The following is a 22,756-nucleotide window of genomic DNA, read 5'->3' as shown; positions in this document are numbered from 1 at the left end:
ACTCATCGAAACCAATACACCCCCATTCGAGTACGTGACCACCCTGTAGTCACGGATGCCACCACCGCATACACCGGCTATCGCCCCTTCTCCACTTTGTTACCCCGGTACTGTTTCTCGGTAGCGTCGCCATACACGACCCGGATTGGAGCGTACGTCGATATTTCGTCCGCGTAACGGTCGTTACACCGATTCAAGTGACGGTGGAGGGACTAGCCACGAACTACCGCCCGCCAAGGAGCGTATAACAAAGAGGACTGGTAGGCATGAAGGGGATAACGCCTGTCCGCCGCGAGTGCGGCGGAATCGGGCTGTTCACGACCCAACCTATGAACTCACTACCAACTACTGACACGCCCTGCGACCCGTGTCCCCGAAGGGGTGATCGTCGGTGACCGAACCGAAGAGTCGAGATGGGAGCGTCCACCTGGACGCGACGATCGGCTACGCGTACGCCGACGACTCGACGCCCCCGGTCATCGGTGACGACGCGACCATCCGCTCGGGGACGGTTATCTACGACGACGTGACCATCGGAAACGGCTTCACGACTGGTCACGGTGCGCTCGTCAGAGAAGAGACGATCATCGGCGACGACGTGGTCGTCGGGACGAACACGGTTGTCGACGGGCAGACGTCTATCGGTTCGCGCGTGAGCATGCAGACGAACGTCTACGTGCCGACGAACACCACCATCGGCGACCGCGTGTTCGTCGGCCCCGCCGCCACCTTCACCAACGACCCCTATCCGATTCGACGGGACGAGGAACTCGAAGGGCCGACGATCGAAGACGACGTGTCGGTCGGCGCGAACGCCACCCTCCTGCCCGGCATCACGGTCGGCGAAGGAGCGTTCGTCGCCGCCGGTGCCGTCGTGACGGACGACGTTCCACCCGGCACACTCGCCGTCGGCGCACCCGCCGAGCACCGCCCGCTACCGGAGCGACTGCGAGGAGGGAACGAGATTTGATTCCCATTGCCGACCCGGAGTTGGGCGACGAGGAGATCAAGGCGACCGTCGCGTGCATCGAGGACGGTCAGCTCGCGGACGGCCCGGAAGTCCGAGCATTCGAAGACGAGTTCGCGGCCTTCTGCGGTACGGATTTCGGCGTCGCCGCGAGCAATGGGACGACCGCACTCCACGCCGCCTTCGCGGCGCTCGGTATCGGCTCCGGGGACCGCGTCGTCACTTCGCCGTTCTCCTTCGTCGCCAGCGCGAACGCGATTCGACTCGCCGAGGCGGAACCGGTCTTCGCCGACATCGACCCGGAGATGTTCAACCTCGACCCCTATGCCGCGGAGGAGGCGGTTCGAGAACACGACGCGGACGCCATCCTCGCGGTGCACCTCTACGGCCTTCCGGCGGAGATGGGTCACCTCCGAGATATCGCGGAGACCCACGACCTCGCGCTGGTCGAGGACGCCGCGCAGGCGCACGGCGCCGAGTACGACGGGCGCAAGGCGGGGTCGTTCGGCGACGCCGCGTGCTTCTCGTTCTACCCGACGAAGAACATGACCACCGGGGAAGGGGGGGTGGTGACGACCGACCGCCGTGACGTGGCAGAGCGCGCGGCGAGTTTCGTCAACCACGGCCGACCGATGGGCGAGGGAGGGTGCAGTTCGTACGACCACGTCCGCCTCGGCCACAACTTCCGGATGACGAGCGTGGCGGCGGCCATCGGTCGCGTCCAGCTATCGCGCCTGCCGAAGTACAACGAGGCGCGGCGCGCCAACGCGGGCTGCCTCACCGACCGACTCCGGAACACGAGCGTTCGAACGCCGTTCGAACCGGACGACCGTCGGCACGTATACCACCAGTACACCGTCCGCACGGACGATCGCGAGGGGCTTCGAAGCCACCTCGAAGAGGAGGGGGTCGGAACCGGCGTCTACTATCCGACGCCCATCCACGAACAGCCAGCCTACCAGCACGTCGACCACGACGCTCCGGTCGCGGAGCGCGCTTCGCGGGAAGTGCTCTCCCTCCCGGTGCATCCCGGCCTGTCGGGAGACGACGTGCGAACCATCGTTTCAGCTATCACGAGCTATGAATGAACCAGTAAACGCGGCGGTCGTCGGCGTCGGAAGCATGGGCCGTCACCACGCTCGCGTCTACAGCGAACTGCCGAACGTGAAACTCGTCGGCATCCACGACGTGGACGAGTCGCAGGCGGCGGAAGCGGCCCGCGACCATGGAACGCGAGCGGTCGACATGGAAACCGCGATCGACGAGGCGGATGTTATCTCCATCGCCGTTCCGACGCCCTACCACTACGAAACGGCTCGAAAGTGCATCGAGGGCGGCGTTCACGTCCTCGTCGAGAAACCCTTCGTGGCCGACGTGGAGGAGGGGCGGGACTTGCTGGCGCGCGCCGAGGAGGCGGGCGTGACGGTGCAGGTCGGTCACATCGAGCGATTCAACCCGGCGATTCGGACGCTCTCGGAGATCGTCTCCGACTTGGACATCATCGCCATCGACGCCCAGCGACTCGGCCCGCCTCCGGCGGGTCGGGCGGTGGACGTGAGCGCGGTGATGGATCTGATGATCCACGACCTCGACGTTCTCCTCTCCATCGTGGGCGACGATATCGACTCCGTCGCCGCGGTCGGGACGCGGGATAACCGCTACGCCAGCGCGAGCATCAAGTTCGGCGGCGGCATCGTCGCCGGTCTTACCGCGAGTCGGGTGACCCAAGAGAAGGTGCGAAAACTCTCCATCACGGCGGAAAATTGCCGGGTGAACGTCGATTACACCAACCAGTCCGTCGAGATACACCGCCACTCCATGCCGGAGTACATCGAGGACAACGGCGACCTGCGCTACCGCCACGAGAGCATCGTCGAGCGCCCGACCGTCGAGAACGGTGAACCGCTGAAGAACGAACTCCGGTCGTTCGTGCAGAGTGCGACCTCGGGTTCGACGCCCGTGGTCACCGGAGAAGACGGTCTCCGCGTGCTGGAAATCGCTCGGAAGATAGACGACTTGGCGTCCGACATGCGCGAGACGGAGGTGCGTCTCGGGTGAGCCTGCGAGAACTACAGACGCTCTACGCGAGCGACGCGACCGCCGACGAACAGCGCGAGGCGTTCCGAACCGGCGAGATTCCCGTCGCCGTCTACGGACTGGGTAAGATGGGCCTCCCGCTCGCCGCGGTGTACGCGGAGACGTGCGGCAACGTCGTCGGTGCCGACGTCGACCCTGACGTGGTGGCGATCGTCAACCGGGGCGACTGCCACGTCAAGCGCGAACCCGGACTCGCCGAACTGGTCGGCGAGACGGTCGAGTCGGGTGCGCTTCGCGCGGTCGATTCGCCGACCGAGGCGGCGCGCGCGGCGTCGGTTCACGTCGTCATCGTCCCGACGCCCATCACCGACGAGCGCGACCCCGACCTCGCAATCCTCCGGTCGGTCGCGGGAGACATTGCGGACGGACTCGACCCGGGCGACCTCGTGGTGGTCGAGTGCACGGTGCCGCCGGGGACGACCCGCGACGAACTGCTCCCGCTGTTGGAAGCAGAGAGCGGCCTTTCGCGGGGCGAATTCGGGGTGGCGGTGTGTCCGGAGCGAACCTCCAGCGGTCGAGCCTTGCAGGATATCCGCGGCGCCTACCCGAAGGTCGTTGGCGGCGTGGACGACGAGAGCACCCGCGTCGCGGAAATCGTCTACGGCGAACTCACCGACAACGAGGTTATCCCGGTGCCGAACGCGACCACCGCGGAGGCGGTGAAGGTGTTCGAGGGTGTCTACCGCGACGTGAACATCGCGCTGGCGAACGAACTCGCCACCATCGCCGACGACGCGGGCGTCGACGTGAACGGGGCCATCGAGACGGCGAACACGCAGCCCTTCTGCGACATCCACCGACCGGGGCCGGGCGTCGGCGGGCACTGCATCCCGTACTACCCGTACTTCCTCATCGAGCAGTTCGACGCCGACTTCCCGTTGCTTCGCACCGCCCGCGAGGTGAACGATTCGATGCCCCACTTCACGGTGAGAAAGGTCGCCGAACTGCTGGCCGACGAGGGGAAGTCGGTGGCCGATTCGCGCGTCCTCGTGCTCGGGCTGACCTACCGCCCCGGCGTCGAGGAGACGCGGGCGACCCCGGCGCAACCCGTCTGCGCCGACCTGTCCAAGCGCGGCGCGTCGGTGTTCGCGGTCGATCCCGTGCTGGACGACGCGGAGGGGTTCGACGCAGAAAAAATCCCACTCGAATCGCTAGCCGACTACGACTTCGACGCCGCTGTGCTCGTGACCGACCACGAGGAGTTCGCGGGCATCGACTGGGCCGCCTTCGACCCAATGGTGGTCGTGGACGGACGGGACGCCCTCGACATCTCGTGGTCTCCCCACCGCGTCTACACCATAGGAGGTGACTGAATGTACGAGGGAAACACCGTCGCCGTGGTCGTTCCGGCGTACAACGAGGAGGGATTCGTCGGACACGTCATCGACACCGTTCCGAACTTCGTCGACCGCGTGTACGCCGTTGACGACTGCTCGACCGACGGGACGTGGGACGAGATTCGCGCGCACGCCGAGCGAATCGCCCCGGTCGCGGACGGCGGGGCGGTCTCGACCGGCGCGTTCGACCGACGAGTTGTTCCGATTCGCCACTCGGAGAACCGGGGCGTCGGCGCGGCCATCAAGACCGGTTACTGTCGCGCCCGCGAGGACGGCATCGACGTGACCGCGGTGATGGCCGGCGACGGCCAGATGGATCCCGAGATGCTGTCGCGCATCATCCAACCTGTCGTCGACGGACGGGCCGACTACGCGAAAGGCAATCGGCTCTCGACGCCCGGCTTCCGGGAAGGGATGTCGCCGTGGCGGAGCTTCGGAAACTGGCTCTTGACCTTCCTCACGAAAGTCGCCAGCGGCTACTGGAGCATGGTCGACCCGCAGAACGGTTACACCGCCATCTCGGGACGGGCGCTGTCGGCGCTCGACATCGAGGACGTGTACGACGATTACGGCTTCGCCAACGCCCTGCTGGTCAGGCTGAACGTCCACGAGATGCGCGTCGCCGACGTGACGATGCCCGCGGTGTACGGCAACGAACGGAGCACCATCAGGTACTCGACATTCGTCCCGAAGCTCTCGGCGCTGCTCCTGTGGGGGTTCCTCTGGCGGTTGAAGGCGAAGTACCTCGTCCGGGATTTCCACCCCCTCGCGTTCCTCTACGGCATCGGGACGGTCGGGGTCGGCGCGGGAGCGCTCTCCCTGCTTCGCAGGCGACGCGAGGGGAGTGACGGGCTGACCGCGGCGCTCCTCGGCGGTGCGTGTCTCGCGCTGGCGATGGTGTTCGACCGGGCGGAGAACGAGGACTTGGAGGTACGCGACGAATGAAGGTGCTCACCGTGGTCGGCGCGCGCCCGCAGTTCGTAAAAGCCGCCGCCGTCTCGCGGGAACTCCGGCGCGACCACGAAGAGTTGCTCGTCCACACCGGCCAACACTACGACGACGAACTCTCGGCGGTGTTCTTCGACGAACTCGACATCCCGCGCCCGGACGCCAACCTCGGCGTCGGGTCGGACTCGCACGGGAGACAGACCGCCGCGATGCTCTCCGGCCTCGAAGCGAGAATCGAGGACGAGAACCCGGACGCGGTGCTCGTCTACGGCGACACCAACTCGACGCTCGCGGCGGCCATCGCGGCGTCGAAGATGGAACCGCCCCTCGCCCACGTCGAGGCCGGAATGCGCAGCGGAAGCGACATCCCGGAGGAGACGAACCGCGTGCTCACCGACCACGCCGCCGACCTCCTGCTCGCCCCTTCGCCGGATGCGATGGAAAATCTCGCCGACGAAGGAATCTCGGAGGGCGTCCACTTCACGGGCGACGTGGGCTACGACGCGCTGCTGTGGGCGAGAGAGCGCGCCGACTGGAGCGTCCTCTCGGATTTCGGCGTGGCGGACGAGGAATTCGTCCTCGCCACCGTCCACCGGGACACGAACACCGACGACCCGACGCGCCTCGAAGCAATCGTGGATGCGCTGGCGGACGACCCGCGTCAGGTCGTCCTCCCGGCGCACCCCCGGACGGTCGCGCGGCTCAAGGAGTTCGGCCTGTACGAGGCGGCGAAGCGCGACCTGACGCTGACCGACCCGGTCGGCTACCGCCAGTTCGTCGCCCTGCTCGACGCGGCGACCGTCGTGGCGACGGATTCGGGTGGCGTCCAGAAGGAGTCCTTCTTCCTCGACACGCCCTGCGTCACGCTCCGCGAGGAGACGGAGTGGGTCGAGACGGTCGAGAGCGGGTGGAACGCGCTGGTCGGTGCCGACGGTGCGGCGATCCGGGAGACGGTTACGGGTGCGACGAAACCCGACGAGAAGCCGATGCCGTACGGCGACGGGAACGCGGCGAAGCGTATCATGGAGGTGCTCTCCGATGTTACATGATTACGAGTTCGAACTCTGTCTCACGCACGACGTCGACCGACCGTACAAGGGATTACAAGCCCTGTACTACGCGCTGGCGGATCGAAATCCGAAACACCTCTCGTCGCTTCTGCCGGGCGTCAACCCGTGGTGGCAGTTCGAGGAGATCATGGAACTCGAAGAGTCGCTGGGCGTGCGCTCTGCGTTCTACTTCCTGCAGGAGGAGTCCATCTTCCAGAAACCGCCGGAGAAGTGGCTCGCGTCGCGCTACTGGGTCGAACACGTCGGGCGGTACGACCTCTTCGACACCGACATCCTCGACGTGCTCCACGACTTGGACGACGGCGGTTGGGAGGTCGGTCTCCACGGCTCGTACGACTCCTACGACGACCCCGACGCGCTCCGCGAACAGAAGGCGGCGCTGGAGGCCGCGCTGGGCCACCGGATTCGCGGCGGTCGCCAACACCACCTGAACCGCGCCGAGTCGACGTGGGAACACCACGCCGATATCGGTCTCGAGTACGACGCGTCGCTTGGGTCGAGCACCGACTGCGGATTCCAGCACGGTTACGAAGTGCAACGACCGTTCGACGACGATTTCCTCGTCTTCCCGCTCACGATGATGGACATCGCGGTTCCCGACCCCGGCACCGAGTTCGATCGGGCGTGGGAGGTGTGCGAGAACCTGCTGGCGGAGGCGGCGGCGAACGACGCGGTCATGACCGTCCTCTGGCACCCGCGGATGTTCGCCGAGGAGTTCACCGGCCACCGCCGTCTCTATCGCCGCCTCGTCGAGGCGGCGCTGGAGATGGGCGCGTGGGTCGGGCCGCCGGGCGACCTCTCCGACTGCATCGCGTCCCAGAATCGGAGAACCGCCGGCACGGCGGGTCTGCGCCGGACGTAGCCCTCGCCTGAACCGACATCGGACGTTCCTTCTCCCCGGCAGGCGGGGGATAACAAAGTGAAAACCGACGCTATCGACTGGCGAGACAACGAATGAGAGTCGAACGTCTAGACCTCACAGAATGGGACGACGCACTTCCCTTGGACGGGTTCGAGGTGTTCCACCAGCCAGAGGCGCTGGCCGCCATCGAGCGCCACGCGGCCGGTGAACTCCGCCTGTTCGGGGGCTTCAAGGGACAGCAAGCTATCGCGCTGCTCCCGGTCGTTGTCCGGAACGGGCCGCTGGGAACCGCCGCCCTTTCGCCGCCGCCGGGGATGGCTGTACCGCGGCTCGGACCGATATTGATGCCGACGAGTCCGAAACGGCGAAAGCAAGAGAAAGTCAACCGCGAGTTCACCCAGGAGGTGCTCGACCAGATTCGAACCGACTACGCGGAACGGTTCGCGCAGGTCGGCTTCGACTCGCCGGTCGCCCGGCGAGTCGGCGAGCAGATGGAGTCCGGGCTGACCCTGTTTCGAATGCTCTGCGGGACGGAGTACGGCGACCCCCGACCCTACGTCTGGGGCGACCTGAACGTCGAACCGTACTTCACCTACCACCTCGACCTCGAATCGACCGAGCCGGATGCGGTCATGAAATCGTTCAGCAAGAGCCTCCGCCGCGAGATTCGGGACGCGAAGGAACTCGACGTAACCGTCACCCGCGAGGGAATCGACGGCGCTCGGGAGGTGTACGAGGACATGGTCGCCCGGTACGACGAACAGGGCGAGACGCTCGGTCTCTCGTGGGAGTACGTCCGCGACCTCTGGGAGGGGCTCGACGAGCGCGCCCAGACCTACGTCGCCCGCGACTCGTCCGGAAACTACCTGAGCGGCATCACCGCCCTCTACTCGAACGACGCGGCGTACTTCTGGCAGGGCGGCGCTCGCGCCGTCTACGAGGGGACGAGCGTGAACAGCCTCGTCCACTGGCGCATCATCGAGGATATCGTGGAGGGGTCGCCCGTCGAATCCGTGACGACCTACGACCTGATGGGAGCGAACACGGAGCGACTCTGTCGGTACAAAGCCAAGTTCGGTGCCGACCTCGTCCCCTACTACCTCGTCGAATCGAGCGGAAAGACCATGGACGCCGCGAAACGAGCTTACCAGTTCGTCCGGGGATGAAGTACCTGTTTTTCACCAACACGCCGGCGCACGTCCACCTCTACCGACACGCGGTGGAGCGACTCCACGAACGGGGTCACGACGTGCTCGTCCTCGGGCGCGACTACGGCTGTACCCGCGCCCTGCTCTCGTACTACGACCTGCCGCACGAGATCTACGGGACGTGCGATACGACGAAGTTTTCGCTGTTCCGCGAGTTGCCGGAACATTACGTCGAAATCTTCCGGCGCACCCGGCGGTACGACCCGGATCTCGTCTTCGGTGTCGGCTCCTACGCGGCCCACGCCGGGGCCATCTCGCGCACCCCGGTGGTCGTCGTTGCCGATTCGGAGCCGACGACCATCGACCATCTCGCGGCCCGCCCGTTCGTCGACACGTTCCTCACGCCGCACACGTTCGGCAAAGACCTCGGGGCGAACCACTTCGAGTTTCGCGGATTCAAGGAACTCGCCTACCTCCACCCCGACGTGTACGAACCCGACCCGACCATCCGAGAACGACTGGGCGTCGGCCCGAAAGAGACGTTCGCCATCGTCCGGTTCAACGCCTTCGGGTCGCACCACGACGTGGGACACTCTGGCTTCTCGCCGGAGAAACGGCGACGACTCGTCTCGGCGCTCGCGGAGGAGGTAACCGTGTTCGTCTCGGACGAGGGGGGAAATCCCGCGCCGGGCGCGGCACGGGAGTTCGACCTCCACCCCGCCCTGCTCCACGACGCGCTGGCGGAGGCGTCCCTGCTGGTCGCGGACACGCAGACGATGGTGACGGAGGCGGCGCTGCTCGGCACGCCGGCCATCCGTTCGAACTCCTTCGTCGGCGAGTCCGACATGGGAAACTTCCTCGAACTCGAACGCGAGGGTCTCATTCACAACCTGCGCTCGTTCGAGGACGTGCTCGCGCGGTCGCTCGCCGTCCTCGACGACGACTCGGCGAAAGACGATCTCCGGAAACGCCGCAACGTCTACCTCGCGGACAAGGTCAACCTCACCGAGATAATCGTGAACATCGCCACGAACGCCACGCCCGCGGGCGAACCGATGGAGACGGTCGCCGCGGTGTCAAGACGATGACGGCGAATCGTTCCGCGGTACGGCGGTACGATTCCCCTGCCGTCTGCCGCGACCCGATAAAGCGGCGGATAACAAAGGCTATCTCGGGAGAGTCTTCGGCTACCGTGTCGAGAGGAACCATCCAACCGAGCGCCAGCCCAACGGACGCGATACGGGTGTTGAACCTCGTGACGAACACCGACGCCCGCTTCTTTCAGGAGCAACTGCGGGTGCTCCGCGAACAGGGCGTCATGGGAGAGACACTGTCGCCGCCGGGGAGACACCGAGTCCAGGAAGCCGCCCGGCGGTCGCCAACCGACTACCTGCGCTTTTTCCCGACCGTCTTCCGGAACGCTCTCGGCGAGTACGACCTGATTCACGCGAATTACGGACTCACCGCGCCGATGGCGCTGACCCAACCTCGGTTGCCGGTCGTCCTCTCGCTGTGGGGTTCCGACCTCCTCGGCGAGTACGGCTGGCTGAGCAAGCAGTGTGCCCGCCACTGCGACGCCGTCATCGTGATGTCCGAGGAGATGGCGTCCGAACTCGACGGGCCGTGCTACGTCATCCCGCACGGCGTCAACCACTCGCGGTTCGAACCGCGACCGAAACGAGACGCGCGCGACGCGGTCGGCTGGAGCCGTGGTGCGAAATACGTCCTCTTTCCGTACCCGCCGTCCCGGGAGGTGAAGAACTTCCCGCGGGCCGAGCGCGTGGTCAACGCCGCCGCGAACCGAGTGTCGGGACGGGTCGAACTCCAGAGCGTCTACGGGGTTCCCCACGCGGAGATGGCGACCTACTACAACGCCGCGGACGCTCTTTTGCTGCCGTCGAAGAGCGAGGGGTCGCCGAACTCCGTCAAGGAGGCGATGGCCTGCAACCTGCCGGTCGTGACGACCGATGTGGGAGACGTGCGAGACCGCCTGTCGGGGGTGTCGCCCTCGCACGTCTGCGATTCGGACGACGAACTCGTAGCGGGGTTGGTGGACGTGCTCTCCGACCCCAGACGGTCGAACGGGCGCGAGAAGACCCGCGACGTGAGCCTCGAACGCATGGGAGAACGAATCCGCGCAGTATACGAAACCGTCCTGTGATGCACGTCATCGTCACCATTCAGCATCCGGCGCACGTCCACTTCTACCGGCACGTCATCGCCGACTTGGAGGCGCGAGGACACGACGTTCACGTCTTCGCCCGCGACAAGGATATCGCGCTCGACCTGCTCGACCGATACGGTATCGACCACACCATCCTCGCGGGGAAGGCGGATTCCCTCCCCGGACTGGCGCGGGTGCAGGCCACCTACGAGGCGCGCCTGCTCCGCGAAGCCCTCCGCATCCGCCCGGACGTGATGACCGCAATCGGAGGCGTCGCGGTCTCGCACGTCGCCCCGCTGGTCGGCGCACGGAGCGTGGTCTGGATCGACAACGAGGGCGCACAGTCGCACCGAATCACGACGCCACTGGCGCACGTCGTCTGCACGCCCCGGCGATTCCGGGACGATTACGGCGCGAACCACGTCCGCTACGACGGCTACCACGAGCTCGCCTACCTCCATCCCGACCGATTCATGCCCGACCCCGCCGGACTCCGCGAGCACGGCGTGCGACCCGACGAACGATTCTTCCTCGTTCGCTTCCGGCAGTGGTCCGCCCTGCACGACGTCGGGGAGAACGGTTTCTCCCGCGAAGCGAAACGCGAACTGGTCTCGTTCTTAGACGACCACGGCGAAGTGTACGTCACGAGCGAGTCGCCGCTCCCCGACGAGTTCCAGGGGTATCAGCTTCCGGTGCCGCCCCACCTCGTCCACGACCTGCTCGCGTGCGCCGACCTCTACGTCGGCGATTCGGCGACGATGGCGACGGAGGCCGCCGTCCTCGGGACGCCCGCGGTGCGCGCACAGTCGTTCGCCGGGGCGGACGACATGACCAACTTCCTCGAACTCGCGGAGTACGGGCTGCTCCACTCGACGGCGGACGACCGCGAGGCCGTCCGCAAGGCGAAGTCGCTCGTCCACTCCGCCGATCGGGAGACGTACCAACGCCGGAGGCGGAGACTCCTCGACGACAAGATAGACGTTGCGGGCTACGCGACCGAGCTACTGATTCGTACCGGACGGAATCAGGAGGTCCATAACAAAGGGTGAATCGAACGACGCCGGAGACGAGCAAATGGCACAGACGTACGCACACCGGTTGGAGAAGAGCGCGCTCGTCGTCGGATTCTGCTCGCTCGCCGTGGCCGTCCTCGCGGCGCACGAATCGCCGGCAGGCGGGTACGAATTGTCGATATACTGGGCGACACCGACGCTCTTTTGGGCCGGTGCCGCCGTCGCGCTACTCGCCGGAATCGTCGTCGCGGTGTCGGCACCCGACTGGTACCGCTCGCTCGGCCTCGTCCTCGGCGGGGCGACGACGCTTTCCATCGCGTCGCTTCCGATTCTCCGAGGCTATCACTTCTACGGTCCGGGCGACTCGCTGACGCACCTCGGTTGGACGAAAGACATCGTCGCGGGGGATATGGCCGCCTACGACCTACTCTACCCCGGTACGCACACCGTCGCCATCGTCATCAGCGAGGCGACGGGGCTGTCGCTCCGGCGGTCGTTGTTGCTGATGGTCGCCGCGTTCGTCCTCGTCTACCTGCTGTTCGTCCCGCTCGCGGTGCGGGTCGTGGTGGACGACGACCGGGCCGTGACGTTCGCGGCGATTTCGGCCTTCCTGCTGCTCCCCATCAACGCCATCAGCGTCTTCGTCATGCCGCATCCGACCTCACAGGCGATCATGTTCCTCCCGCTGGTCATCTACCTCGTGGCGAAGTACGTTATGGCGAGCGACGAGCGGCGGTTACCGCTGTTCGGTACCGCGGCAGGGGCGCTGCTCGCGCTCGCGTCCTTGGCGATGGTGCTCGTCCATCCGCAGCAGGCAGCCAACGTCATCCTGCTGTTCGGCGGTATCGTCGTCGTCCAGTTCGTCTACCGACTCTTCCGCGACGGACACGCCATCGCCCGCCATCGAGCGATGTACGCGCAGACGATGTTCCTCATGGCGACCTTCCTGCTGTGGACGCCCTTCCACGAGCGGTCGGGCGGTACGGTGACCGCGCTGGTCACGAGCCTACTCGACGACCCCGCCGCCGCGGCCTCCGCGACCCACGCGGCCGCGAGCCTCTCGCAACTCGGCGGGAGCATCCGACTGCTGTTCGCGAAGCTCTTCCTCGTGAGCCTGTTCTTCAGCATCATCGCCGGAATATTCATGCTCGGCGGGCTGTTCGACCGCGTACGGGGTACCGACACCAGCGCCTTCACGAAGTACGTCGCCGTCGGGATGATACCGCTGTTCGGTCTCTTCGGCCTCTTCCTCTTCGCAAGTTTCGGCCAGTTCCACTTCCGCGTGCTGGGATTCATGATGGTTCCGGTGACGATGCTCGGCGGAGTCGCGCTCGCGCGAGGATTCGACGCCATCGGGCGCAGACTTCCGAACGCCGACCCCGTGCCGGGGTTCGCGGCGGGTATCTTCGCTCTCCTGCTCGTGCTCTCGGTTCCGACCCTGTTTCACTCGCCGTACATGTACCAGCCCTCCGGGCACGTCTCCGAAAGCCAGATGGTGGGGTACGGGACGGCGTTCGACCAGCGCGGTGACGCCCTGTTCACCGGGCTTCGCTCGCCGGGAGAGCGCTACACCGACGCGATTCTGGGCTACGAAGACAGTAAACGAAGTGATTTCCGAGGGGCGCCGATATACGGCGGGGGGTACAACGCGACGGGCGAGAACTTCACCGCGGGTCGGCTCACCTCGGTCTTCGACGGCCCGCGCTACCTGCCGGTAACCGACGCCGCGGTACAGCGCGAAACTGAAGTCTATAATGGACTTCGATTCCCGAAACGAGGGTTCCGAACGCTCGAAAGTAAGCCCGGCGTCGCGCGGGTGCAATCGGGCGGTGACTTCCGACTATACTACGTGAACTCGACCGCATAGAACGATGGACTCGAAAACCTTCGCACGCGGGCTCAAGGCGACGATGGGCGCGCGAGTGCTCCACGTCGCTTCGAGCGGGCTGCTCGTCGTCCTGCTCACGCGCTACCTGCTCACGCCGACGGAGTACGGTCATCTCGGAAGCGCCCTCGCGGTGCTCGGCGTCGCCGGGCTGTTCGCCGACCTCGGCACGGCGAAGTCGGCGGCCCGGTACGTCACCGAGTATCGAGAGCGCGACTCGGGTCAGGTTCCACACGTCCTGCGGGTCGCGCTCGGCTCACGGGTCGTCGCCATCGTCGTCGTCGCCGGAGCGTTCGCGCTCTTCGCCGGGACGATAGCGCGCCTCGTCAACCAGCCTGAACTCGCGCCGCTGCTCGCGTTCGGCGGGGCCTACATCGCTGTCCACTCGCTCTCGACGTTCGCCGTGGTCGTCTTCCAGGGGTTCAATCGCGTGACGTGGAGCGCGGTGACGCGGGCGACGGGGAGCGCGAGCCTGCTCGTCTTCGTCGCGGTCGGCGCGCTCGTCGTCGGCGGTGCGGTCGGCGCGCTCGTCGGCTACGTCGCGAGCTACGCGCTGGCGACGCTGGTCGGACTGGGCGTGCTCTACCGGAAGTTCTACTCGACCCACGAGTCGAGCGACCGCGAGGCCGGCCTCTCCCGGCGCGTGCTCCGGTACAGCGTTCCGCTCACGGCGACCAAGGGCGCGAACGTCCTCGACAAGAAGATAGACACCATCCTCGTCGGCGCGCTCGTCGGGCCGGTCGCGGTGAGCTACTACTTCCTCGCCAAGAACATCTCGACGTTCGTGCAGGCTCCGGCGGCCTCGCTCGGATTCACCATCTCTCCGACCTACGGGGAGCGGAAGGCAGGCGACGAACGGGAGTCGGCGGCCCGCCTCTACGAGACGACGTTCCGCCACACGCTCCTCCTCTACGTCCCTGCCGGGGCCGGACTGGTGTTGGTGGCCGACCCCGCTGTGACGCAGGTGTTCGGCGCGAAGTACGCCGGGGCGATTCCCGTCGTGCAGGTGTTCGCGGGCTACGTCGTCCTGCAGGCGGTGATGTTCATCACGAGTGACGCGCTGGATTATCTCGGGCGCGCGCGCGAGCGAGCGTGGGCCAAGGGCGTGACCTCGGTGGCGAATTTCCTGCTCAACCTCCTGCTCATCCCGACCTTCGGGGCGGTCGGCGCTGCGTGGGCCACGGTCGCCACGCACTCGGTCTACTCGCTGGTCAACCTCGCCGTCGTCCACCATGAGCTGTCGCTGTCAATCCCGCTCCTGCTCCGCCACGTCGCGTTCGTCTGCGCCATCACGCTGGTCATGTCGAGCGTCGTGTTCGTCGCGCTCTCATTCGTCTCCGGCCTGCTCTCGCTGGTCGCTGTGGTGCTGCTCGGCGTGGCGGTCTGGGTCGGACTGGCGACCGCGAGCGGGCTGCTCGACGTGCGGCGGGTGATACGGATTCTGGCCTGAGGGCGACGAGTGTTGACTCGCCACGCTCGAAACGAGCCAGCACAGTCCGGAAAAGTCGATTGGGTCCCCGTCGGTGGAATTAGAACGGTTACAGCAGATCTCTGAGTTGGTTGGCGAACTCGTTCGACTTGTCCATATTCTGCATGATGATCTCTAACGACCGACTACCACCGGTTGCGACTCGAACGTTTCCGAGACCGACGAATGCCTCCGTTATCGACTTTCGCTCTTCGACACCACGAACCTTGTTCAGCGGAACTTCCTGTCGGACACGGGAGATGAACTGATACTCCTTGAGAACCCGATCAGAGGTGATGAAATACATCGTGAGGGAGTTCGTCCAGTAGGTGTGGATGCCAGTGGAGAAGAGGTACAGTCCGACGATGAGCGTGACTGTTGGGTAAATGTAGGGGGAGAAACGTGAAAAAGAGGAAGTGCATGGTAGACAACAGGAAGGGATAGCTGAGCACGATTTTCACCGCAGCAACTCGCTGTGTTGGATGGCGATAGTCGATGAGTTCTTCGCCATCGCGTAGATGCGGCTGGCTCGGACTCGACTGCCACTGGATGTAAGCACCGGTGCCGACGACGAACAGACCGAAGAGGATGAACGGTAGGCCGAGAGCGGTCGGTAGTTGAGTCTCATCTAACAGTAGTCCACCGGCGAGGACGAAGGGGAACCCGAGGATCGAACTCCAGATAATCGTCTTTCCGCGCGCCATACTTCTTCCCCCTCACGAGTTGATGGAGGATTCCCCCGACCGAAAGCACGAAGCCGCCGACGGTCAAGACGTAGGGATCTTCGAGGAAACTCACCGACTCCTCGTCACCGCTCCCGTTCGAAAAGAACCCTCGACGCCGGCCCTGCGCCGTCGAGTTCAGTGCTGTAGTCGTGGTGCTCGATTCTCGTGTAGTTGCGGAACCATCCGTTGTACTCGTCGTCCTTCGCGGGGTCGTTGGTTTCTCGTCTGATGCCGTCGTCGAGGGTTCTTCCGACATCGGGGTAGACGTCGATTTCGTGGTAGTAATCGATGCATCGCGGAAACCGTTACCCGCCTGTACCACTAGGTCGGTTGGTTCGGTGATGGTGAACGATTTCTCATAATTACACCGTCTCGACGAACTCGGCGCTGAGGAGAACCGGCCCGCCGAGTTCCACGCCAGTGTAGTCGGTATCGGTGATCTTCAGATACCCGTCGCGGGTTACGCGGATTTTCGAGGGGGCCGAACCGAACCAGTGGCCGCCGCTCTTCGCCGCGATGCCGGGTTCGGCGCTCGATGCCGGTTCGCTGTCGGCGTGAAGTATTCGAAGCATCACGTGGTACGTCTTCGGGAGCCTGAGCGTGCCAAGATTCGCTTCGCTGTTTTCGACCGACTGTTCGCCGAAGTCGTACATGAGCGGAATTCCGTCCCGTTTCGGTGGACTTCCGTCCGTTTTGTACTTCTACATTCCCAGATAGAAGCTGGTATTCGGAGGAACGTCGAGTGAACAGTAGCCGTTACCTGTCGGTCGTCGTTCGTGGGTACGAGTTCGTGTTCGCCTCCATCGTTACGTCACCGGCCGGGTTTCCGTCGGCACACACGACTCGCCCCGAAACCGACACGGTCGTCGAAGCGCGCACCGATCTATGAGTCCGGCCGCAGTGGCAACCACGAATCCTTGAGCTGTCGACCGTAAGAATGTCCGTCTGTGATGTTCGCTCATTGCTCGTGGGTTTCACTCAGATATAATAAAAGTAATTTTTTCGATAATAGCTGCTCCCTCGTATTTTGGTCGTACAGTCGGCTACATCGACGACCTACATCCGACACACACGCTCTCTTGATTCGACTCGCGTCCGACCGATAGAGAAAGTGTATTTCGGCGTGAGGCAGTCCAAATCAGTGAAGGAGGTCGGTTATGAAAATCGATGCTGTTCCGTTTTACTCCACGCGTTGCAGAATACGGAAGGGGCGGGATTCGAACCACGCGAAGCCTGTGAGGCTCCCACCGACGAAGCGGTGGTGCTCTACCACTGAGCCACCCTTCCTCGTTTCCTCAGAAGGCGGGGAGTACCTTTGTTATGGGCCGCCTGAAGCGACGACATCGGTCACTTCGTGGGACACCGTGACGAACGTACCCGACCTATTTCAGGCCGTGATTTCGCGGACGAGGGAGGCGAGTCCCTCGGACAGCGAGACGGTGGGTTCGTAGCCCAGCGCCTCCCGCGCTCGGCTCACGTCCGCCCTGCTGTGGTCGATGTCGCCGGGGCGGGGGTCGGTGTGGACGATGTCGGAGTCCGAGTCGGTCACGTCGCGCACCGTCTCCGCCAGTTCGCGGATCGGGACGCTCTCGCCGGTGCCGATGTTGAACGCCTCGCCCGTTCGGTCGGTCGTCGCGGCGCTGAGGTTCGCCTGCACCACGTCCGAGACGTGGACGAAATCCCGCGTCTGCGTCCCGTCACCTTCTATCGTGATGGGGTCGCCACGGCGGGCTTGGTCGAGAAACACCCGGACGACGGCGCTGTATTCGGGGTTTTGGCGCGAGCCGTAGATATTGAAGTACCGAAGGACGACCGTCTCCAACCCGTAGAGGTCGCAGAATTGCCGTGCGTAGAGGTCCGCGGTCAGTTTGTCGATGCCGTAGGGAGAGGTCGGCCGCTTGCGCTCCGACTCCGAGACCGGCACGGAATCGGGATGACCGTACACCGCGGCGCTGGACGCAAGAACGACTCGGGCGTCCTCCCGGCGCGCGCGGTTGAGGACGACGAGCGACCCGTCGGTCGTGACGGCGTGGCTTCGAAGCGGACGTTCGACCGAGCGCTCGACGCTGACCATGGCGGCCTCGTGGAAGACGAGGTCGACGCCGTCCATTGCCTCCCGAACCGCGTTCGGGTCGCGCACGTCGCCTTCCACGAGCGTCGTTGCCTCCGGAAGATTTTCTCGTTTTCCAGACGAGAAGTCGTCGAGGATGCGAACGTCGTTCTCCTTGGCCAGCGCCGCGGCGAGGTGGCTTCCGACGAACCCCGCGCCGCCGGTCACGAGCACGGTCTTACCGGTCGGTGCGGGGGTCGTCGCGACGCTCCGCGCGCTGGTCGGCCCGCTCATTCCATGTACCCCAACCCGCGGAGTCGGTCTTCCACGTCGTCGAAGTCGGCCTCGACCGACGCGGGACTGCCCGACTCGCTGTATTCGCGCTGGGAGACGGCCCGTCTCCCCGGTTTCGATCCGTCGTGGAATATCTCCTTCAGCACCCTCCCGTCGGCGTCCGACGGCACGGCCTCGTCCAGCGCGTGGAGAACGGTCGGCGTCACGTCGGCGACGCTTGCGTCGGTCGGCATCGTCTCGGCTTCGATGCTCGGCCCCCACGCGAGGAAGATACCCTCGGGTCGGTGGCTGGCGACCTTGCTCCCGCTGTCGGCGAACACGTTTCGAGTCAGCGCGTTCCCCGTCTCGTACTCGCCTCGGCCCTTGACGACGAGATCGGGCGACCGAGGGTCGGTCGGGAACAGTTGGTCGCCGTCGTACACGTTGAGGGCGCGGTCTTCGGTGTCGGGGTCGGTCACTCCCTCGAACAGCGACCGGAGGTCGTTCTTGAGCGCGGGCACGTCCTCCGGCGCGACGACGCCGGGGTCGAATCGCATCGTATCGTTCACGTAGACGCTCCCCTCGCCGTGGACGAACGCCACGGTCTCCTCGAAATCCACGTCGTAGAGGCTGTGGTCGCCGGGAACCTGCGCGGCGACGGAATCGACGACGGAGCGAGGCAGGTGTTCGACGAGGGATTTCTCGCTCACGCCGAGCCGGGAGAGGATTCCCTGGACACGGTCTTTCGTCAGTCCGAATCGAGCGAGCGCCTCCCGCGTGCCGTCTCCCCCTTTTCGGTGCAGGAGTCCCTCGCGTTCGAGCAGACTGTTGACGAAGACGAACGTCGAAATAGGGCCGAAGCCGTGGTCGGAGACGACGAAGAGGGTGGCATCGCGGGATTCGACGTGTTCCAGCACCTCGCCGAGCACGTCGTCCAGCTCGCGGTAGTGTTCGAGGAGCACGTCGTCCTCCCAGATGAGGTGTTGGAGTCGGTCGGGCGCGGTGTAGACGAAGAAGAAGAGTCGCCAGTCCTCGGCCATCAGACGACGCATTAGCGTCCGGCGGGTTGTGAGCAGGGATGACAGCTCCTCGCGGAATTCGTCCGGTCGGTCGCGGAACTCGTCCCACGACAAACCGATTTGATAGTCTGGAATCTCCTCGGCTATCTCCGCGGCGAACTCGGGCGGGTGGGTGAAGTGGTCGTCCATCTCCGGGGTCATCATCCCGGTGACGAGCGTCCCGTCGATGTTGTCGGCGGGGTAGGTCATCGGGACGTTGCCGACCACTGCAGGCGAGACGATATCCCAGAGTTCGGGTCTGCGAACGTCGGCGCTGGTGTTCATCCGGTGGGTGTAGCCCGGTTCGAGGTGCTGGAAGCCGTACAATCCGTGCTTGTCGGGCCAGACCCCCGTGGCGATCGTCGGCCACGCCAGCGGCGTGGCGTCCGGGGTAGTGCTCGAAAGCGGCCCGGCGGCCCCCTCTTCGACCAACCGAGCGAAGTTCGGTAATTGTCCCTTCCTTGTCCACCGTCGGATCAGATCCCATGGGACGCCGTCTAATCCGAGGACGAACGCCCTCTCCGGACTCGAAGTTTCCATCGACATAGTTAACTCGCCGGGGCAGACCGCCTGCCCGTGGCTCTGTTCCGTCACACCACCGGGATTCGCTTTGTTATGGGCTGATTGCGAGGCATCTGGCTAGGGTTACCGTTCGTAGCCCGAGGCTGGCGGTGTCGATTGAAACCGCGAAGGGTTCGCTCAGTCGCGTCCGAAACGATGGGAAGGCAGAATAGTCTCGGCTTCGCAGTCGCTGACTCGTGGGGTCGCTACGCGAAGACGTTCGCTTATCTCGGTCCGATGGGAGTTCGTTTCGTCGCGGGATCAGTTCCCTTGATTTCGGCGGCCACAGAGCCCATCGTTCGAACCTGGAGCCGGGCCTCGTCTCGCCGTTTAGCGAGGTGTTCAAGCACGACCCGCAGTCGCTCGAAGTCGCGCTCCTCGGTGAAGTTGTTTGGGTGCATCCAGAGGTGGAAGATGCCGTCGCTGGCGTCGGCGGCGCGGTCGATGCCGCGCTTCGACGCCCGGATGAGCGGGTCATCCCAGACGCTCTTGGTCATCGTCCGCACCCGGCCTTCGTAGCCGAACAGGAACATCGAGGCCGGAACGTTCACCAGCCCGTACTCGTCCACTTCCGGTTCGATCAGCGGCGGTCCCGTCTTGCTCACGGTCAGGTCGATGACCTTCGCTAGCGATTTGAACCGTCCCCCATCGTACCAGAGTTCCGGGCGCGTCCCGCGATAACAGGTGAAGCCGTAGGCGGCGAGCACGTCCCGATGGCCGACGTTGTTCCGCGGGAAGACGAACGATTCGAGGGAGTGTCCGGCATCGTCCGCGATTTCGAGGCTGGCGCGGGTCTCGTCCACCGCCACCTCGCGGGTCGTTCGCTCATCGCCGAATTCGACGTGCGAGAAGGTGTGACAGCCGATTTCGTGGTTCGCCTTCGCGTCGGCGATGGTGTCGACGATTCCATCGCCGAACCAGAGTGGCGAGCGCTCCGCGACGCCGCCGGGGTCGCGGGCGAACCAGTCGTCAGTCAGGGTCGCGTGACCAGCGTGTTCGCCGTCGCACGAGTTGAGGAAGAGGTGGCCGACGACGGCCCACGTGGCAGGAACGTTGTACTCGTCGAAGAGCGCGAGCAGTCGTGACCACGAGGTGCGGGCGCTCTCGACGTGGTCGGGCACCGTCGGCAGGTCGTGGTACCCCCAAGCGAGCTCGGCGTCCAACGAGAGTACGACGGCGTTCATCTATCAGAACTGGTAGCGGAGTGCGATTAAACCGCGCCGACCGTTCAGTTCGGTTCGGGTGGGTAATCGTGGCTTACCCGCCCGATTCATTCGACGGTCACGCTCTTCGCCAGATTGCGCGGCTTGTCGATAGGTCGGTCGAGTAGTTCTGCAGCGTGGTACGAGAGCAACTGGAGTTGGACGTTGGCGAGGACGCCCGCCGCGTCGGGATGGGTGTCCGGAATCGTCAGCACGTCGTCGGCGTACTGGGCGACCGCTTCGTTCTCGTCGCTCGCCACCGCGACGACCGGCGCACCGCGAGCTTCGACTTCCTTGACATTGCTCAACGTCTTCTCGTCGTTGCGACCGTTGAACACCGCGAACACCGGAGTTGTGGGAGTTACCAGCGCCAGTGGACCGTGTTTCAGCTCGCCCGCCGCGAACCCCTCAGCGTGCTCGTAGGATATCTCCTTGAACTTCAGTGCGCCTTCCAGTGCGACCGGGAAGGCCGAACCGCGACCGATGAAGAAGTACGCTTCGCTGTCGCGGTAGCGTTTGGCGATTCGATGGGCTTTCGTGTAGTCCAGTATCCGCTGGACGTTATCCGGAAGGTCGGAGAGGGCGGACAGTACCGACTCCACGTCGTCGCTCCTGTGGCCGGTCGTGTCCCGGACGATTCGCTCGCCGAGCAGGGAGAGCGAGACGACCTGCGAGGAGAACGTCTTGGTGGCGGCGACACCGATTTCGGGGCCGGCGCGGATGAACAGCGCGTCGTCACACTCCCTCGCCGCGGTCGAGCCGACGACGTTCGTCACCGCGAGCGTCCGCGCTCCGGCTGCGTTCGCCCGTCTGAGGGCCGAGAGCGTGTCCGCCGTCTCGCCGCTCTGCGTGACGCCGACGACGAGCGTGCTGTCGTCGACCGGCGGTGGCGACACCGCGTACTCGCTGGCGAGGAACGTCTGCGCGGGAACGCCGCGACTCCCGAGGAACTGATTGCCGACGAGTCCGGCGTGATACGACGTCCCGCAGGCGACGAGTTGCACGCGCCGGACGCCGTCGAAGGTTCCCGACGGGAAATCTTCGAGGGTGATGTCGCCCGTCACCGGGTCTGCGCGACCGCGAAGCGTCTGGCGGAGGGAGGTCGGCTGTTCGTGGATCTCTTTGAGCATGTAGTGGTCGTAACCACCCTTCCCCGCGTCCTCCGGGTTCCAATCGACCGTCTTCGTCTGACGTTCGACCGACCGACCTTCGAGATTCGTTATCTCGTGTTTCCCCGGTCTGACGACGACCACGTCGCCGTCGTCGAGGTAGATGACCTCGTCGGTGAAATCCAAGAAGGCGGGTACGTCGCTGGCGAGGAAATACTTCCCGTCTCGAACGCCGACGACGAGCGGTGACCCGGAGCGCGTCGCGTAGATGGCGTCGCTCTCGTCGACTAGCATCGCCACGGCATAGCTCCCCGAGAGGCGACGAACCGTCATGCGGAACGCTTCCTCGGGTGTCGCGCCGCTAGCGAGGTGTTCTTCCACCAAGTGCGGAATGACTTCGGTGTCGGTGTCGCTCTCGAACTCGTGTCCGCGCTGGCGAAGTTCCGTCCGGAGCGACTCGTAGTTCTCGATGATCCCGTTGTGGACGACCGCGACTCGCTCGGAGCAGCCCGTGTGCGGGTGGGCATTCTCGTCGGTCGGCGGACCGTGCGTGCTCCAGCGGGTGTGGCCGATTCCGAGCTCCCCGGCGGGAACTTCATCCGCGAGCAGGTCTTTGAGGCGCGAAATTTGGCCTTCGCGCTTGAACACCGTCGGCCCGCTCCCGTTCTTCACCGCGAGTCCGGCCGAGTCGTACCCGCGATACTCGAGATTCTCGAGACCAACGAGTAACTCGTCCACGGCGTCGTCCGTCTCCCCGACTCGGGCGATGATGCCACACATTAGTGGGATGCCTCCCGAATGACGTTGGCATTCATTGAC

Annotated in this window: 22 protein-coding genes and 1 tRNA gene; 14 read left to right on the top strand and 9 right to left on the bottom strand. The window is 65.0% G+C overall.

What is annotated here, in order from left to right; all coding sequences use genetic code 11:
* Positions 1-391: 391 nt before the first annotated feature.
* The 13 genes from LIW51_RS10555 to LIW51_RS10495 all read left to right on the top strand — a co-directional run bounded on the left by LIW51_RS10555 (position 392) and on the right by LIW51_RS10495 (position 14,941).
* A complete protein-coding gene (locus tag LIW51_RS10555) occupies positions 392-970 on the top strand; it encodes an acyltransferase (RefSeq protein WP_227374097.1) in 579 nt (192 codons plus the stop codon).
* The gene (locus LIW51_RS10550) at positions 967-2,055 is read left to right on the top strand and encodes a DegT/DnrJ/EryC1/StrS family aminotransferase (RefSeq protein ID WP_227374096.1); all 1,089 of its coding nucleotides are present in this window, start codon (positions 967-969) and stop codon (positions 2,053-2,055) included. The genes LIW51_RS10555 and LIW51_RS10550 overlap by 4 nt, the downstream gene beginning before the upstream one ends.
* Entirely contained in the window at positions 2,048-3,025 is a 978-nt protein-coding gene (locus LIW51_RS10545; protein ID WP_227374095.1) for a Gfo/Idh/MocA family protein, read from the top strand. Before LIW51_RS10550 ends, LIW51_RS10545 begins: the two co-directional genes overlap by 8 nt.
* Positions 3,022-4,377, top strand: coding sequence for a nucleotide sugar dehydrogenase (locus tag LIW51_RS10540; protein ID WP_227374094.1), 1,356 nt, complete (start codon positions 3,022-3,024; stop codon positions 4,375-4,377). Before LIW51_RS10545 ends, LIW51_RS10540 begins: the two co-directional genes overlap by 4 nt.
* Complete coding sequence (locus LIW51_RS10535; protein WP_227374093.1) at positions 4,378-5,346, top strand: glycosyltransferase family 2 protein; 969 nt, start codon at positions 4,378-4,380, stop codon at positions 5,344-5,346.
* Positions 5,343-6,398 (top strand): non-hydrolyzing UDP-N-acetylglucosamine 2-epimerase, encoded by a 1,056-nt coding sequence (gene wecB, locus LIW51_RS10530; protein ID WP_227374092.1) that lies wholly within the window; start codon positions 5,343-5,345, stop codon positions 6,396-6,398. The genes LIW51_RS10535 and wecB overlap by 4 nt, the downstream gene beginning before the upstream one ends.
* Entirely contained in the window at positions 6,388-7,281 is an 894-nt protein-coding gene (locus tag LIW51_RS10525; protein WP_227374091.1) for a polysaccharide deacetylase family protein, read from the top strand. The genes wecB and LIW51_RS10525 overlap by 11 nt, the downstream gene beginning before the upstream one ends.
* 92 nt (positions 7,282-7,373) lie before the next feature.
* On the top strand, positions 7,374-8,447 hold the full coding sequence (locus tag LIW51_RS10520) for a lipid II:glycine glycyltransferase FemX (protein ID WP_227374090.1): 1,074 nt from the start codon (positions 7,374-7,376) through the stop codon (positions 8,445-8,447).
* Positions 8,444-9,517 (top strand): DUF354 domain-containing protein, encoded by a 1,074-nt coding sequence (locus tag LIW51_RS10515; RefSeq protein ID WP_227374089.1) that lies wholly within the window; start codon positions 8,444-8,446, stop codon positions 9,515-9,517. The genes LIW51_RS10520 and LIW51_RS10515 overlap by 4 nt, the downstream gene beginning before the upstream one ends.
* A gap of 149 nt (positions 9,518-9,666) precedes the next feature.
* Complete coding sequence (locus tag LIW51_RS10510) at positions 9,667-10,590, top strand: glycosyltransferase (protein ID WP_368411787.1); 924 nt, start codon at positions 9,667-9,669, stop codon at positions 10,588-10,590.
* Complete coding sequence (locus tag LIW51_RS10505; protein ID WP_227374087.1) at positions 10,590-11,642, top strand: DUF354 domain-containing protein; 1,053 nt, start codon at positions 10,590-10,592, stop codon at positions 11,640-11,642. Before LIW51_RS10510 ends, LIW51_RS10505 begins: the two co-directional genes overlap by 1 nt.
* Positions 11,643-11,667: 25 nt before the next feature.
* Entirely contained in the window at positions 11,668-13,473 is a 1,806-nt protein-coding gene (locus LIW51_RS10500; RefSeq protein WP_227374086.1) for a hypothetical protein, read from the top strand.
* A 4-nt stretch (positions 13,474-13,477) separates the two neighbouring features.
* Positions 13,478-14,941: a flippase gene (locus LIW51_RS10495; RefSeq protein WP_227374085.1), complete on the top strand. Its 1,464-nt coding sequence runs from the start codon at positions 13,478-13,480 to the stop codon at positions 14,939-14,941.
* 88 nt (positions 14,942-15,029) lie between these two features.
* On the opposite strand, the gene LIW51_RS10490 is transcribed toward LIW51_RS10495, so the two are convergent.
* The 4 genes from LIW51_RS10490 to LIW51_RS10475 form a co-directional block, all read right to left on the bottom strand.
* Positions 15,030-15,266 carry a PH domain-containing protein gene (locus tag LIW51_RS10490; protein WP_227374084.1) on the bottom strand — a complete coding sequence of 79 codons (237 nt, stop codon included), beginning with the start codon at positions 15,264-15,266 and terminating at the stop codon, positions 15,030-15,032.
* Positions 15,247-15,663: a hypothetical protein gene (locus LIW51_RS10485; protein WP_227374083.1), complete on the bottom strand. Its 417-nt coding sequence runs from the start codon at positions 15,661-15,663 to the stop codon at positions 15,247-15,249. Before LIW51_RS10485 ends, LIW51_RS10490 begins: the two co-directional genes overlap by 20 nt.
* Positions 15,584-15,940 carry a hypothetical protein gene (locus LIW51_RS10480; protein WP_227374082.1) on the bottom strand — a complete coding sequence of 119 codons (357 nt, stop codon included), beginning with the start codon at positions 15,938-15,940 and terminating at the stop codon, positions 15,584-15,586. The genes LIW51_RS10485 and LIW51_RS10480 overlap by 80 nt, the downstream gene beginning before the upstream one ends.
* Before the next feature lie 106 nt (positions 15,941-16,046).
* Positions 16,047-16,337: a hypothetical protein gene (locus LIW51_RS10475; protein WP_227374081.1), complete on the bottom strand. Its 291-nt coding sequence runs from the start codon at positions 16,335-16,337 to the stop codon at positions 16,047-16,049.
* An 89-nt stretch (positions 16,338-16,426) separates the two neighbouring features.
* Between LIW51_RS10475 and LIW51_RS10470 the strand changes: the two genes are divergently transcribed.
* On the top strand, positions 16,427-16,573 hold the full coding sequence (locus LIW51_RS10470; protein ID WP_227374080.1) for a hypothetical protein: 147 nt from the start codon (positions 16,427-16,429) through the stop codon (positions 16,571-16,573).
* Positions 16,574-16,886: 313 nt separating this feature from the next.
* Here LIW51_RS10470 and LIW51_RS10465 read toward each other — a convergent pair.
* From LIW51_RS10465 to glmS, 5 genes are all read right to left on the bottom strand, one after another.
* A tRNA-OTHER gene (locus LIW51_RS10465) sits at positions 16,887-16,971 on the bottom strand.
* A gap of 100 nt (positions 16,972-17,071) precedes the next feature.
* A complete protein-coding gene (locus tag LIW51_RS10460; protein ID WP_227374079.1) occupies positions 17,072-18,028 on the bottom strand; it encodes an NAD-dependent epimerase/dehydratase family protein in 957 nt (318 codons plus the stop codon).
* A complete protein-coding gene (locus LIW51_RS10455; protein ID WP_368411786.1) occupies positions 18,025-19,611 on the bottom strand; it encodes an alkaline phosphatase family protein in 1,587 nt (528 codons plus the stop codon). The genes LIW51_RS10460 and LIW51_RS10455 overlap by 4 nt, the downstream gene beginning before the upstream one ends.
* Before the next feature lie 239 nt (positions 19,612-19,850).
* On the bottom strand, positions 19,851-20,810 hold the full coding sequence (locus LIW51_RS10450) for a polysaccharide deacetylase family protein (protein WP_227374077.1): 960 nt from the start codon (positions 20,808-20,810) through the stop codon (positions 19,851-19,853).
* A gap of 86 nt (positions 20,811-20,896) precedes the next feature.
* A complete protein-coding gene (glmS, locus tag LIW51_RS10445) occupies positions 20,897-22,717 on the bottom strand; it encodes a glutamine--fructose-6-phosphate transaminase (isomerizing) (RefSeq protein ID WP_227374076.1) in 1,821 nt (606 codons plus the stop codon).
* Between the last annotated feature and the right edge of the window lie 39 nt (positions 22,718-22,756).

Origin of the sequence: Haladaptatus halobius (assembly GCF_020618475.1) — an archaeon.
GTDB lineage: Archaea > Halobacteriota > Halobacteria > Halobacteriales > Haladaptataceae > Haladaptatus > Haladaptatus halobius.
Note: the sequence above shows the minus strand (reverse complement) of the source record. Positions and strands in the feature narration are given on the sequence as shown.